The organism is Bradyrhizobium cajani (assembly GCF_009759665.1).
Classification (GTDB): domain Bacteria; phylum Pseudomonadota; class Alphaproteobacteria; order Rhizobiales; family Xanthobacteraceae; genus Bradyrhizobium; species Bradyrhizobium cajani.
The window spans coordinates 27,562-40,871 of sequence record NZ_WQNE01000002.1 but is presented as its reverse complement, the minus strand read 5'-3'; the positions used below and the strand labels follow the sequence as shown (position 1 = coordinate 40,871).

At 64.1% G+C, this 13,310-nt stretch carries 12 protein-coding genes; 8 read left to right on the top strand and 4 right to left on the bottom strand.

Annotated elements, in window-relative coordinates:
- Window positions 1-297: 297 nt before the first annotated feature.
- Window positions 298-810, top strand: coding sequence for a hypothetical protein (locus tag GPL20_RS02925; RefSeq protein WP_157327577.1), 513 nt, complete (start codon window positions 298-300; stop codon window positions 808-810).
- A 101-nt stretch (window positions 811-911) separates the two neighbouring features.
- On the opposite strand, the gene GPL20_RS38650 is transcribed toward GPL20_RS02925, so the two are convergent.
- Entirely contained in the window at window positions 912-1,061 is a 150-nt protein-coding gene (locus GPL20_RS38650) for a hypothetical protein (RefSeq protein ID WP_167532865.1), read from the bottom strand.
- Window positions 1,062-1,128: 67 nt separating this feature from the next.
- Here GPL20_RS38650 and GPL20_RS02920 point away from each other — a divergent pair, with 67 nt between their 5' ends.
- Window positions 1,129-4,458, top strand: coding sequence for an adenylate/guanylate cyclase domain-containing protein (locus GPL20_RS02920; RefSeq protein WP_157327575.1), 3,330 nt, complete (start codon window positions 1,129-1,131; stop codon window positions 4,456-4,458).
- Window positions 4,459-4,493: 35 nt separating this feature from the next.
- Here GPL20_RS02920 and GPL20_RS02915 read toward each other — a convergent pair whose 3' ends face one another.
- Entirely contained in the window at window positions 4,494-5,717 is a 1,224-nt protein-coding gene (locus GPL20_RS02915; RefSeq protein WP_157327573.1) for a polyhydroxyalkanoate depolymerase, read from the bottom strand.
- Between the two features lie 169 nt (window positions 5,718-5,886).
- Between GPL20_RS02915 and GPL20_RS02910 the strand changes: the two genes are divergently transcribed.
- The gene (locus tag GPL20_RS02910) at window positions 5,887-6,543 is read left to right on the top strand and encodes a glutathione S-transferase family protein (protein ID WP_157327571.1); all 657 of its coding nucleotides are present in this window, start codon (window positions 5,887-5,889) and stop codon (window positions 6,541-6,543) included.
- 280 nt (window positions 6,544-6,823) lie between these two features.
- Here the strand turns inward: GPL20_RS02910 and GPL20_RS02905 are convergent, their stop codons facing one another.
- The gene (locus tag GPL20_RS02905) at window positions 6,824-7,048 is read right to left on the bottom strand and encodes a hypothetical protein (protein ID WP_157327569.1); all 225 of its coding nucleotides are present in this window, start codon (window positions 7,046-7,048) and stop codon (window positions 6,824-6,826) included.
- A gap of 183 nt (window positions 7,049-7,231) precedes the next feature.
- Here GPL20_RS02905 and GPL20_RS02900 point away from each other — a divergent pair, with 183 nt between their 5' ends.
- Window positions 7,232-7,585: a coiled-coil domain-containing protein gene (locus GPL20_RS02900; RefSeq protein ID WP_157327567.1), complete on the top strand. Its 354-nt coding sequence runs from the start codon at window positions 7,232-7,234 to the stop codon at window positions 7,583-7,585.
- A gap of 9 nt (window positions 7,586-7,594) precedes the next feature.
- On the opposite strand, the gene GPL20_RS02895 is transcribed toward GPL20_RS02900, so the two are convergent.
- Window positions 7,595-8,698, bottom strand: a complete 1,104-nt coding sequence (locus GPL20_RS02895; RefSeq protein WP_157327565.1) for a mandelate racemase/muconate lactonizing enzyme family protein — start codon at window positions 8,696-8,698, stop codon at window positions 7,595-7,597.
- 175 nt (window positions 8,699-8,873) lie between these two features.
- On the opposite strand from GPL20_RS02895, the gene GPL20_RS02890 reads away from it, so the two are divergent.
- The 4 genes from GPL20_RS02890 (at window position 8,874) to GPL20_RS02870 (ending at window position 13,154) form a co-directional block, all read left to right on the top strand.
- On the top strand, window positions 8,874-9,719 hold the full coding sequence (locus GPL20_RS02890; protein WP_157327563.1) for an AraC family transcriptional regulator: 846 nt from the start codon (window positions 8,874-8,876) through the stop codon (window positions 9,717-9,719).
- Window positions 9,720-9,854: 135 nt separating this feature from the next.
- A complete protein-coding gene (locus GPL20_RS02885) occupies window positions 9,855-10,781 on the top strand; it encodes an SMP-30/gluconolactonase/LRE family protein (RefSeq protein WP_157327561.1) in 927 nt (308 codons plus the stop codon).
- Between the two features lie 116 nt (window positions 10,782-10,897).
- On the top strand, window positions 10,898-11,491 hold the full coding sequence (locus GPL20_RS02875) for a GNAT family N-acetyltransferase (protein WP_157327557.1): 594 nt from the start codon (window positions 10,898-10,900) through the stop codon (window positions 11,489-11,491).
- Window positions 11,492-11,507: 16 nt separating this feature from the next.
- Window positions 11,508-13,154, top strand: a complete 1,647-nt coding sequence (locus GPL20_RS02870; protein ID WP_157327555.1) for a GMC family oxidoreductase — start codon at window positions 11,508-11,510, stop codon at window positions 13,152-13,154.
- The last annotated feature ends 156 nt before the right edge of the window (window positions 13,155-13,310 follow it).

Sequence of the window (13,310 nt, the reverse complement as noted above, 5' to 3'; positions counted from 1 at the left end):
AAGTGACATGGAACTGCGGTATGTGAACCGTCTCATAGTCCCTCGGTCTCTTTTCGAGTTACCACTCCCAGCAAGAAATTGCCCCCACCCGCAGCTAACGCGCAGAGACGGGTGAGATGCAGTACCTGCGAAGCAGAGTGCTCGCAGTTTTGGATTGGCTCTCGTCTTGCTCACGAGCGGGCCAGCGCCATCAACAGATCCTTCAGAAATTGGAATTTTGGACAGCGGGAAGTCGCGCCAGCGACGCAGCCTCTATTCGGGGTCGACCGGTAGACTTTGTTTAGGAGGAGTCCTCCAATGAAGATCAATAATGCAGTCTCCACCGCAATTTCCGTAACGAAGCGCACCGGCAATTTCCGGATCGCTCGTTCCAGCCTGATCAAATCGGCCCATCTTCTTGAAAGAATTGGGCTCGCGGCCGTTGGGGCCTCCTGCGGCCTCTATGTAGGCGCGACGTTAGTGCGTCAGAGAGGGCTGTTTGAAAGCGGCTGGATCGTGCTGCTCACGGTGCTCTACGGAGCTGTGAGCTACTATGTCGGAATTGATTTGTCTCGCAGTGTTGCTCGAAAGTCGATCTTGGGCGTCTCGGAGGAATGGAATGGTCTCGATGCGGCTGAGCTCATGAGTGCGGCCGGGACGTTCGTCGCTGCGATGGCTGCAACTCTGTCTGTCAGTATCCTTGTCCTTGATCAGAACCTGCCCAATGGGCTGATAGGCTTTGTTGCCGGCTGTTGGGTGGTTGGTTCTTCGCTTCAGGTTGCTGCGGGAACGATCGCTCGCAACTGCCAGGTACCCGTGGACAAGGAATGAAGCGAGCGGTGCTCGCCGAAACACGTCCGCATGGCGCAGTGACGCGAGCACAATCCGCAGTTTTGGATTCGTCTTCAGTCCGAAAACGAGTGGCTGACGGTTCATCGCAACTTGTTGTCGTCCAGGGTCATGCGCGCTGGAGCTTTTGGCAACGGGCCGTTCGCACCGAGCGACATTTCCGCTTGGAATCGCTGTAGGTATTGAGCAACCGAAATCATCGCGGACCAAACAAGACGTGCCATCGTGGTCATGTTGGGATATCGTTTACACGCCGTGGTCCAATTCTGCTAACCGCCAACCACACGACCGGTGGAGCCAATGCAGATCGCGGAATGGCTCGAGAAGCTAGAGCTTGGGCAATACGCGGAGCGTTTTGCTCAAAATGGGATCGACCTTGGCGTCCTTCCCGAATTGATGGACGAGGATTTCGATAAGCTCGGCGTCCTGCTCGGCCATCGCCGTAAGATGCTGCGGGCCATTGCCGAACTGGATCCAGCCGCGTTGATCGCGTCGCCGGCTCCTCCTCACGATGCCGAGCGGCGCCACCTCACCGTCATGTTTTGCGATCTGGTCGGCTCGACCGCGCTCTCGGCGCGTCTCGATCCCGAGGAAATGTGGGAGGTGATCCGGGCCTACCGCGCCGCTTGCGCGAGCGTGGTTGCTGCATATGACGGCAGCATAGCCAGATTCGTCGGTGACGGAATACTCGTCTATTTCGGCTATCCGCGCGCCCACGAAGATGACGCGGAGCGCGCAGTGCGAGCGGGCCTCGACAGTATCTCCGCGATCAGGCGGCTTAAGACAGGCACCGACGAAAGCTTTGAACTGCGGATCGCAATCGCGACCGGGCTCGTGGTGGTCGGCGACCTCATCAGTGGAAATGCTTTGGAGGAGCACGCAACCGTCGGCGACACGCTCAACCTTGCGGCCCGGCTCCAGAGCCTCGCCGAACCCGGAGTGGTCGTCGTTGCCTCCTCGACGCGCCGGTTGCTGGGCGACCTTTTCACTTTTCGCAATCTCGGCCGCCGCGAGGTCAAGGGGATCTCCGAACCCATCGCGGTCTGGGCGGTCGAGGGGGCAATCGCATCGGAGAGTCGCTTCGAGGCGGTCCGCGCGGCACGCTCGATCGGTTTTGTTGGCCGCAAGGACGAGATTGAATTCGTGCTGTCGCGCCAGCAGCTGGCATGGCAGGGGCGAGGCCAGATGGTGTTGATTTCCGGCGAGGCGGGTATCGGCAAGTCGCGCATGGTCGCAACGCTGTCGGAAAGCCCTGCTCTGGGGACGCACCGCCGGGTGCGGTATCAGTGTTCGCCCTACCATACGAACAGTGCGCTTCATCCCTTTGTCGCGCAGCTCGAGCGCGCCGCCGGCATCTGCTCGCACGACACGCCGGGGCAAAAGTTCGAGAAGCTCGAGGCGATGCTGGCTCTCGGAACACAGCAGGTCGCCCAAGCGACGCCGCTCATTGCGGCTCTCCTTTCGATTCCAGCCGGCGACCATTGTCCGCCGCTCGGTTTGAGTCCGGCGCAGCAGCGGCGACAGACATTCGCCGCCCTGCTCGATCAGCTCGAGGGGCTGGCGCGAGAGCAGCCCCTGCTGATTGTCTGCGAAGATATGCATTGGGCCGACGCCACGACACTTGAACTGTTCGATCTCGGGATCGACCGGATCAGGGGACTGCCAATTCTCGTGCTCCTGACATCCCGGCCGGAGTTTGAGCCATCCTGGTTGGGGCTTGCCAACGTCAGCCTGTTGCGGCTTGACCGGCTCGACCGGCAGGACACGCGCGCGCTGGTCGAGCAGGTGACCGTTGGTCGCCAGCTGCCGCGCCAGATGATGCAGCAGATCATCGACAAGACGGACGGCGTCCCGCTATTCGTCGAGGAACTGACCAAAATGGTGCTGGAGTCCGGGCTGCTCGTCGAAGATTCCGGGCGCTATCGCCTCGATAGTCCGCTGCCGCCGCTCGCGATTCCCGCGACACTGCAGGATTCGCTGATGGCGCGGCTCGACCGGCTGGCCCCGGTCAAGGAGGTGGCGCAGATAGGGGCCGCCATCGGCCGCGACTTCTCATATGCGCTGCTGAGATATGTGGCGGGACGCGATGACCGGACGCTGAGCGCTGCGCTCGGGCAGCTCGAAGAGGCCGGACTGCTGTTGTGTCGTGGGACACCGCCCGAAGCAAACTATAGCTTCAAGCACGCTCTGGTTCAGGAAGCGGCCTATGAGAGCCTGCTTAAGAGCAAGCGGCAGGTGCTTCACACGCGCATCGGCGATGTCCTGCGCGAAAAGTTTGCGGCCGTCGCCGAGACTGAGCCGGAAATTCTGGCGCATCACTTCACCGAGGCCGGGCTGAAAGAGGTCGCCCTCGACTGGTGGCGCAAGGCGGGCCAGCAGGCACTGAAACGCTCGGCCTATTCCGAGGCGATCGCTCATTTCGGCAAGGCGGTTGCCATGGCCGATGAGCTGCTCGATCAGCCCGGCCGAACGATGAGCCGGCTTCATCTTCAAATCGCATATGGCCGCGCGCTGCGCGGCAGCCTCGGACACAGTGCCCCCGAAACGGTGGCCGCCTGGACGCGCGCCCGACAGCTTGCGGCCGACATCAATGATCCGGTCGAACTTGCGCCGGTCCATTCGGGCCTCTTCAACGCCTGCCTGACGCACGGCGAGCTCGCTCCGATGCGCGAGCTCGCGGATGCCATCATGGGCGCCGCTGACCGGCAACCGCTCTCACCGGTGGCCGCCGTCGTCGCACATTGGACGGGCGGGGTGACCTGCTGGTTTGGTGGCGATTACTTGAACGCGAGAACGCATCTTGAGCAGGCACTCGCGATCTACGGTGCCGAGCCGGATCCCGCAACGTTCCGGGCATCCGCGCTGGACCTCCCGTTCGTGATCATGAGATTTCTTGCCCTGGTGCTTTGGCCGCTCGGTGAGACTGCGCGCGCGCGCCGGCTCGCCGCCGAAGCGGTGAGTACCTCGGGAGAAAAACGGGCGCTTTCCCAGGCGAACGCGCTCGTTCATCGCGCCGTGTTCGACGGGTTATGCGGGGGCATGTTGCAGCAGACGGAGACCATCCTGGCGCTCGGCCTCGCGCGCGACCATACGATGCCGCTGTATGTGGCCGCCGGCACCTATCTGAATGGCCTCGCCAGGTGGCGTGCCGGGGTCCAAATGGACGGACTGATGGAAATGCGTCGCGGCTGGACCTTGTTGCATGAGAATGACTGTTACCTCTGTGAACCGTTTTGGGGGATGCATGTCGCCGTGGCGGATGCAGAGGCGGGCCAGCTCGAGACCGGATTGGAAATCCTGAGTGAATTGATCGCATGGGCTGGGCAATCCGGCCAGCATTGGCTCGATGCCGAACTGCATCGTGCCCAGGGGGAACTCCTGTTGCGTCGTGCCCCTTCGGACGATTCGAGGGCTGAAGAGACTCTCAACAGGGGCCTGGAAATCGCGCGACACCAGCAGACGAAGACGTTCGAGCTGCGCAGCGCCCTTGGACTTGCACGCCTGCGAAAGAAAAATGGCCGGGCAGGCGCGGTATCTGATTTGCTCGCGCCTCTCCTCACTGAATTCGGTGCCGAGCGAAATCTTCCCGAATTCGAAGAAGCGAAGGAGCTGCTCAGGAGAGTGGGGTAGTCACGTGCCGCTTCTCCAGCGCGACGTTCGGGAGGTCACGAATTGACGTGCACGAAATCGCGCAGCAGCGGATAGATCTCGTTGTTCCAGCGCTTGCCCGAGAACACGCCGTAATGGCCGACGCCGGCCTGCATGTGGTGGACGCGGCGATAGGCGCGCACGCCGGTGCAGAGGTCCTGCGCCGCGAGGGTCTGGCCGATCGAGCAGATGTCGTCCTTCTCGCCCTCGACCGTCATCAGCCCCATGCGGCTGATGGCTTTGGTGTTCACGGGGCGGCCGCGATGCATCAGCTTGCCCTGCGGCAAGAGATGCTCCTGGAACACGTCGCGCACGGTCTCGATGTAGAACTCCGCGGGCAGGTCCATCACCGCGAAATATTCGTCGTAGAAGGTCTTGATCGTCGCGGCCTTGTCCTTCTCGCCCTTGGCGATGTGGTTGGCGAGGTCGAGATGCTGCTTGATGTGGCGTTCGAGATTCATCGAGACGAACGCGGTGAGCTGCACGAAACCGGGATACACCTTCCGCAGCGCGCCGCGGCACTGCACCGGCACGTAGTTGATCAGGTTCTTCTCGAACCAGTCGATCGGCCTGCTCTTGGCGAACTCGTTGACCCTGGTCGGCTGGATCCGCGTGTCGATCGGGCCGGCCATCAGCGTCAACGTCGCCGGCCGCGAGGGATGATTGCCTTCGCACATGATCGCGGCGGCCGCGAGCGCCGACACCGACGGCTGGCAGATCGCGACCATGTGCGGGCGCGGGCCGAGCTGGCCGAGGAAGTCGATGAGGTGCTCGGTGTAGTCGTCCAGGCCGAAGCGGCCCTCGCTGCGGGGAATGTCGCGCGGATTGTGCCAGTCGGTGATGTAGACGTCGTGGTCCTGGAGCAGTGTCTTCACGGTGCCGCGCAGAAGCGTGGCGAAGTGGCCGGACATCGGCGCCACCAGCAGCATGCGCGGTTGCTCGCCCGCATTGTCTTTCCGAAAGTGCAGCAGCGAGCCGAACGGCGTCGCGTAGGCGATCTCCTCACGAACGGCGACCTCGCGGTTGCCCACCATGACGCTGTCGATGCCATAGGCTGGGCGGTCGTAAGTGAGGGTGGAACGCGAGATCAGCTCCAGCGCCGCCGACAGCCGGCCGACGACCTGGTGCGAGACGCCCTGCGGCACCAAGTGGAGGAATTTGAGCGCGGACGAAGCGCCCGCCCGCCACGGCGCCGTCAGGTCCATATGGTTCTGAAAGGCCTGATAATACATTGACATCATACTGAAATGCCCACCCGTCTCGCACGGCCATGCAATATCGAAGCCAGACGGGAGTCGAACGCGCGCAAGATTGGCACGTCGCTTGCTGCTAATCTCGCGGGAAGCACGGGTGACGGGCACGCCCGCAGGCCGGGCGGGGTGTCGGTAGTGGGCGCGAGGGAAGGGCCACATGGCGAAGGCGACACTGACCATCAGCAGCAAGAACTACTCGTCCTGGTCGCTGCGTGGCTGGCTGCTGACGAAATTTTCCGGGCTCGATTTCGAGGAGATCGTGACCGCACCGGACGATCCTTCCGCGCGCGCGGAGATCCTGCTGCTGTCGTCCTCGATCCTGGTGCCGTGCCTGCGCCACGACGGTGCCGTGGTCTGGGATACGCTGGCGATCGCCGAATATCTCAACGAGGTGATGCCGGACGCCGGGCTGTTGCCGACTGACCGCATCCAGCGCGCCCATTGCCGCTCGATCTGCGGCGAAATCCATTCCGGCTTCACCACGCTGCGCGCCTCGCTGCCGGTCAACCTCAAGGGACATTTCCCCGGCTTCAAGATCTGGTCGCGCGCGCAGGCCGACATCGATCGCGTCTGGTTCATCTGGCGCGACTGCCTGGAGAAATCCGGCGGCCCCTTCCTGTTCGGCGAGCGGCGCACCATGGCGGATGCAATGTACGCCCCCGTGGTGACGCGCTTCGTGACCTACGACGTCAAGCTCGAGCCCCGCCTGAAGACCTACGCCGATACCATCATGGCCATGCCCGAGATGCAGGAATGGATCGCGGCGGCGAAGGACGAGCCGGCCGAGATCGAGGAGCTCGAGGTCGAATATTAGGCAGGCCCCGCGTTGCCCTGCCTGTTTCGGGGGCGAAGGTCGTCCGTGTCCTGGCCGACCTCTATGCCATTGCCGCAATTAACCTTTGGCGACCCCGACGGGCGGACGCCGAACCGCGTGCCGCACAGATATTGTGCGCGATAGCAGGCTCGCACCGACATCTAGCCGTGAACAGGTGCGTACGAGGCCTCACGGCTGATTCGGACGCGATTCGTTCGGGCCGCGTTCCGAAGGTTAAGGCGGAGCGCGGCCCCGTTGCATTTTGGAACAGAAGCTGCCTTCAGGCCACGCCCGAGTGCTTCACCCGCGGCAGGCGCCAGCCAATGACGGTCGCTTCAACCGCAATGCCGGCTTCGTGGTTTTGCCAGCGTCCCTCGACGTAGCGGCAGGCGAATGGCAGCTGATACGTTCCGCTGTGATCCTCGCACAGCACTTCGAGTGGCAGGCCAGGCGGTGGTTCTCCGGCGCCATCGAATTCTGCCAGTCGTCTTTCGCGCGTTGCCATTCCAAAAATCTCCCCTAAACAAAGCCGCGGAAGGAGCGCCCACTTTCCCCTCGCGTGCAGATCATCGTTCCCCGTCCAGGGAACGGCGCAAGCTCAACGCCAGAATGCGGTACGAGTGTGGTAGCTTCACGCGGCTCCGCCCAAACAGCGCACATTGCCGTGATCAATCGACGAGGAACCTGCATGCCGCTTCGAAGCGCCGGCGTTTGTTTCGCGATGTTGCTGCTCGCCACACTGGCGATTGCGCCGGTCCACGCGCAGGACGTGCCCGGCATCGAGATCTGCACTGTCGAGAAGACGATGGAGCGGCGCACGAGCTGTCTTCAGAGCAATATCGATTTCCTTCAGAAGACCATCACCAAGCTCACGCTCGATCATCAGCAGAAGCTGGACGCCGCCAATCGTCAGATCGACGCGCTGAGGACCGGCGTGGCCGGCTTGCAGAAGGCGCTCGGCGATCTCCAGGCCGCGCAGGCGAAGATGGCTGACGATCTGAAGAAGAAGCAGGACGCACCGCCGCCGAAGGATACGAAATAGGCGCAGCGGTCACGTGACGCGGTATCGCTCCATCACGCCGCGATCCGGCTCATAGCCGAGCCCTTCGCCCGTTGGCACCGCGACATGGCCGGTGGCGTCGACATCGGCACGGCCGCCCCAGAGGCATGCGTCGCGCTTCAGGTAGAACATCTCGACCAGCCCGTCGTCGCGCAGCGCCAGCAGATGCAGCGTCGCCAGCAGGCCGGGGCCGAAATAGGGGGAGTGCGGCACGATCTTGACGCCGAGCCGATCGGCGAGCGCCGCGACCTTCAGAAACTCCGTGATGCCGCCGACCTTGATCACCGACGGCTGGGCGTGGCTCACCGCGCCTGCGTTCATCATCTGGCGGAATTGATATTCCGTGCAGGCATTCTCGCCGGCGGCGACATTCAGCCCGCCGTTGCTGCGGACGTCGGCGAGCGCGGCAAAATCCTCCGGCGGCCAGACCGGCTCCTCCAGGAACATCGGCTGCGCATCCTGACATGTCTTCGCGAACGCGATCGCCTGCTCGCCGGTCAGCGGGCAGTTCATGTCGACCATCAGCGGAATGCCGGGGCCGATCGCCCCGCGCGCGGCAAACACCGCCGGCGCCGTGGTCTCGTGCAGCTTGATCGCGCCGTAGCCGAGCGCGAGCGCCTTCTTGCATTCGGCGGCGATGTTGTCGGGCGAGCCGATCCGCAGCAGGCTCGCATAGGCGGGGATGGCCATGCGCCTGACCTCGCCGAGCAGGCGATGCACCGGCACGCCTTCGACCTTCGCGGCAAGATCCCACAGCGCGATGTCGAGCCCGGAGATCGCGAACATGGTGATGCCGTATCGGCCGAACAGATGCAGATTGCGCTGGATCTGCTCCATGACCGCTGGAATGCCGTCCGCGCCGGGAACCTGAAGTCCGCGGGCCTGCGGCGCGATCATCTCCTCGACGGCGCTGCGCGTGGTGCGCGGGCAGACATAGGCGAAGGCATCGCCCCAGCCGGTCAGCCCGGCATCGGTCGTGACCTCGACCAGCACCATGTCGAGCGCGGTGATCGCGGAGGCGCCCTGGCGGAAGCTCGCAACACCGGCATCATAGGGGATGCGGATATGGTGTGCCCGCACATCGGTGATCTTCATGACGCGGTTCCTCCTGCCTTCTCGTGAGCGGTTTCGGCGAGTGTAGCCACGAAGGCGAGGGCGTTGCCAGCGGCTATTCCCGGACTATCCTCATGCGAGGACAGCAATGCCGATCAAGCGAAGCGGCGGTCATCGGCGCATCATCGCCAGGCTTCGAACGAGAGCTCGAACCGTCATGAACCCAGCCCAGCGCGCGCTTTGGTATATCGAGAGCCATCTGGCCGAGCCGATGACGCTCGACGAGATCGCCGCGATCTCGGGCGTGTCGCGGTTCCACCTCGTGCGCGCGTTCGCCGCGGCTACCGGACTTCCGGTGATGCGCTACGTGCGCGCGCGGCGGCTGACGGAGGCGGCGCGCAGTCTGGCGAAGGGCGCGCCGGATATTCTGTCGCTGGCGCTGGAGGCGGATTACGGCTCGCACGAAGCATTCACCCGCGCGTTCCGCGACCAGTTCGGCACCACGCCCGAAGCGGTCCGGGCCGCGACATGCACTGGTCATCTCAGGCTACAGGAACCGATCCTCATGGATTCCACCATGCTCGACAACCTCAAGCCCCCGCGTTTCGAAACCGCAAAGGCCTTCCTCGTCGCCGGTCCCGCCGAGCGCGTCTCCTGCGACAACGGCGCCGCCATTCCGGGGCTGTGGCAGCGCTTCCACCAGGAAGTCGCCGACATTCCCGCGCGCGTCGGCCAGGGAAAATCTCAAGTCGCTTACGGCGTCTGCTGCAACGGTGACGATGCCGGCAATTTCGACTACATCGCCGGCGTCGAGGTCGCCGATTTCTCCGACCTGCCGCGGCGCCTCGGTCGCATCCGCATCCCGGAGCAGCGCTACGCGGTGTTCACCCACACCGAGCACGTCGCCTCGATCCGCCGCACCGTCAACACGATCTGGAATCAGTGGTTGCCGGCCTCCGGCCTGAAAGCCGCGGATGCGCCGAACTTCGAGCGCTACGATCAGAACTTTGATCCCTCTACCGGCAATGGCGGCTTCGAGATCTGGGTGCCGGTGAAGGAGTAGCGCGCAAGGCTGGCATACCATCCCGCTTGCTTGGCAAGCGGAGGCGACTTTGTCATAACCGCTGGCAATCTTGCCTGCGGGGCCCGCGCCGGACATCCCGTGCAAGCCATAACAAGCAGCCGGGAGGGTCCCAAAATGTCCAACGTCCGCGTTATCGCCACCGACCTCGAATTTCCCGAAGGGCCGGTTGTGATGCCGGACGGCTCGGTGGTGCTGGTGGAAATCCGCGGCCAGCGCCTGACCCGCGTTCATCCCGATGGCCGCAAGGAGGTCGTCGCCAAAATTCCGGGCGGGCCGAATGGCGCCGCCCTCGGACCCGACGGCAAGATCTACATCTGCAACAATGGCGGCTTCTCCTGGATTCCGACCGGCAAGATGATCATGCCGGGCCCGCAGCCGGACGGTTATCTGGGCGGCTCGATCCAGCGCGTCGATCTGCAATCCGGCAAGGTCGAGACCGTCGTGACCAAATGCGGCGAGCACGATCTGCGCGGGCCGAACGACCTCGTCTTCGACAGGCACGGCGGCCTCTGGTTCTCCGATCTCGGCAAGCGCCGCGCGCGGGAGATGGACGTCGGCGGCATGTACTATCTCAAGCCCGGCATGAAGGAGATCGTCGAGATCGTGCACGGCGTGCTGCCGGCGAACGGCATCGGCCTTTCACCGGACGAGAACACGGTCTACATCGCGGAGACCCCGACGGGACGGCTGTGGGCCTATGAACTCTCCGCGCCCGGCACGCTCAAGCCGCGCGAGGTGATCTATCGCGGCGAGCGGGGCAACCCGATCTGCGGGCTTGGCGGCTACCAGATGTTCGATTCGCTCGCGGTGGAGGCGAACGGCAATGTCTGCGTCGCCACGCTCGTCTCCGGCTGCATCTCGGTGATCGCGCCCGACGGCACCCTGGTCGAGCAGGTGCCGACCGGCGACCGCGTCACCACCAACATCGCCTTCGGCGGCCCAGAACTGAAGACCGCCTACATCACGCTGTCCGGCAAGGGCGAGCTGATCGCCATGGACTGGCCGCGCGGCGGTTTGCCGTTGAACTTTTTGAACAAGTGACGATTGCGCTTGCGCGATCGTCATTCCGGGGCGATGCGAAGCATCGAACCCGGAATCTCGAGATTCCGGGTCTGGTCCTTCGGACCATCCCGGAATGACGTAAGGAGAGACCTTCAATGCCCTGGCCCGATCCCATCACCCTGCGCGGACAGCACGCCCGTCTCGAGCCGCTGTCGCCTCAGCATCGCGAGGGGCTGGTGGAGGCCGTGAAGGACGGCGAGCTGTCGAAGCTCTGGTACACCGCAATCCCGCTGCCGGAGAACATGGGCAAGGAGATCGACCGCCGCCTGGCCTTGCAAGCCGCAGGCTCGATGCTGCCGTTCACGGTGTTCGATGCCGGCGGCAACATCGTCGGCATGACGACCTACATGAACATCGATGCCGCCAACCGCCGCGTCGAGATCGGCTCGACCTGGTATGGCAAGAGCGCGCAGCGCGGCCCACTCAACACGCAGTGCAAGCTGCTGCTGCTCCGGCATGCCTTCGAGACGCTGAACTGCATCGCGGTCGAATTCCGCACGCATTTCTTCAATCACCAGAGCCGCCGCGCCATCGAGCGCCTCGGGGCCAAGCAGGACGGCATTTTGCGCAGCCACCAGGTCGCGCCGAACGGCACGCTGCGCGACACCGTGGTCTACAGCATCACCGCCGCCGAATGGCCGACGGTGCAGGCGCATCTCGAATTTCAACTCAACGACAAGCCGCGCTGAGGGCGGCCGAGGCAACATGGACAGATTTGATTATGTGATCGTCGGCGCGGGCTCCGCCGGTTGCGTGCTCGCCAGCCGGCTGAGCGAAGATCCCAACACCAGCGTCTGCGTGCTCGAGGCCGGGCCCAGTGATTGGCATCCCTACATCCATCTGCCGGCGGGCTTCATCAAGACCTTCCACATGAAGAGCATCAACTGGGCCTATCAGCAGGAGCCGGGGCCCTGGACCGGTGGGCGCAGCATCTATGCGCCGCGCGGCAAGACGCTCGGCGGCTCGTCCTCGATCAACGGCCACATCTACAATCGCGGCCAGCGCATGGATTTCGACACCTGGGCGCAGATGGGCAATCGCGGCTGGGGCTATGCCGACGTGCTGCCCTACTTCCGGCGGCTGGAGAAGCGGGTCGGCGAGGGTGAGGACACCTATCGTGGCCGCGAGGGCAACCTCATCGTGACGACGATGGACTGGCGCGATCCGCTCTGCGAGGCCTTCATGGAAGGCGCGGTCTCGCTCGGCATTCCCCGCAACCCCGATTACAACGGCAAGACTCAGGAAGGCGTCTCCTACTGCCAGCGCACCATCAACAACGGCCTGCGCGTCTCCGGTTCGACCGCCTTCCTCAAGCCGGCGATGAAGCGGCCGAACGTGCATGTGCACACGCATGCGCACGCGACCGAGATCATTTTCGAGGGCAAGCGCGCCGTCGGCGTGCGCTACACCAAGGGCGGCCGTGGCGGTACGCCGGTGGAGGTGCGTGCCAACAAGGAAGTGATTCTGTCCGGCGGCACCTATAATTCGCCGCAGCTCTTGCAGCTCTCGGGCGTCGGCTCGCCAGACCTGTTGCAGCAGCACGGCATCACGGTGCGTCACGCGTTGCCGGTCGGCGAGGGTCTTCAGGACCACTACGCCCCGCGTACCGTGGCGCGCGTCAAGGACATCAAGACCATCAACGAGCTTCGCCGCGGCTTCTCGTTGTGGATCGAGGCGCTGAAATGGGCGACCGCGCGCCGCGGCCTGCTCTCGCTGTCGCCGACCATGGTCTATTGCTTCTGGCACTCCGGCGAAAGCGCGGAGAGCTCCGACCTGCAACTCACCTTCACCCCGGCGAGCTACAAGGAAGGCGTGCAGGGCCAGCTCGAGGACGAGCCCGGCATGACCGTTGCCTCCTGGCAGCAGCGCCCGGAGAGCCGTGGCTATGTCCACATCCGCTCAAGCGATCCCTTCGCACCGCCGATCATCCAGACCAACTATCTCGACGCCGAGCTCGACCGCCGTGTCATCGTCGGCGGCATGAAGCTCGCGCGCCGCCTTTTGAAGTCCGCGCCGCTGTCGCCCTATTACGCCTACGAGGATTTCCCCGGCCCCAACGTCAACACCGACGACGAATTCCTGCACGCCGCCACCGAGCGCGGCACCACCACCTTCCACCCCGGCTGCACCTGCCGCATGGGCCCGGCGGATAGCACCTGGGCGGTGGTCGACGACCAGCTCCGCGTCCACGGCCTCGAAGGCCTGCGCGTCATCGACGCCTCGGTCATGCCGCGCATGATCTCGGCAAACCTCAACGCCTCCACCATGATGATCGCCGACCGCGCCTCGGATCTGATCCGCGGCAAGCAGCCGATGGAAGCCGCGCGCATTCCGGATGCGGCGGTGGCGTGAGGACGAGTAGGGTGCGTTAGCCGCGACTTGCCCGCCGTAGCTCGAAGAGTGGGGCGGAAGCGTAACTCACCTCTTTGCAGTGGTGAGCTACGCTGACGCTGAACCCACCCCACGGGTTTCCCCCGACCCGTGCCGCTCCCTGTAATAAACGTCAGG

Bases quoted from the DNA above. Each gene is read 5' to 3' on its own strand.
- GPL20_RS02895 (WP_157327565.1), bottom strand. From the start codon at position 8,698: ATGAAGATCACCGATGTGCGGGCACACCATATCCGCATCCCCTATGAT.
- GPL20_RS02910 (WP_157327571.1), top strand. From the start codon at position 5,887: ATGGCGAAGGCGACACTGACCATCAGCAGCAAGAACTACTCGTCCTGG.
- GPL20_RS02870 (WP_157327555.1), top strand. From the start codon at position 11,508: ATGGACAGATTTGATTATGTGATCGTCGGCGCGGGCTCCGCCGGTTGC.
- GPL20_RS02885 (WP_157327561.1), top strand. From the start codon at position 9,855: ATGTCCAACGTCCGCGTTATCGCCACCGACCTCGAATTTCCCGAAGGG.
- GPL20_RS02900 (WP_157327567.1), top strand. From the start codon at position 7,232: ATGCCGCTTCGAAGCGCCGGCGTTTGTTTCGCGATGTTGCTGCTCGCC.
- GPL20_RS02905 (WP_157327569.1), bottom strand. From the start codon at position 7,048: ATGGCAACGCGCGAAAGACGACTGGCAGAATTCGATGGCGCCGGAGAA.
- GPL20_RS02890 (WP_157327563.1), top strand. From the start codon at position 8,874: ATGAACCCAGCCCAGCGCGCGCTTTGGTATATCGAGAGCCATCTGGCC.
- GPL20_RS38650 (WP_167532865.1), bottom strand. From the start codon at position 1,061: ATGACCACGATGGCACGTCTTGTTTGGTCCGCGATGATTTCGGTTGCT.
- GPL20_RS02875 (WP_157327557.1), top strand. From the start codon at position 10,898: ATGCCCTGGCCCGATCCCATCACCCTGCGCGGACAGCACGCCCGTCTC.
- GPL20_RS02920 (WP_157327575.1), top strand. From the start codon at position 1,129: ATGCAGATCGCGGAATGGCTCGAGAAGCTAGAGCTTGGGCAATACGCG.
- GPL20_RS02915 (WP_157327573.1), bottom strand. From the start codon at position 5,717: ATGATGTCAATGTATTATCAGGCCTTTCAGAACCATATGGACCTGACG.
- GPL20_RS02925 (WP_157327577.1), top strand. From the start codon at position 298: ATGAAGATCAATAATGCAGTCTCCACCGCAATTTCCGTAACGAAGCGC.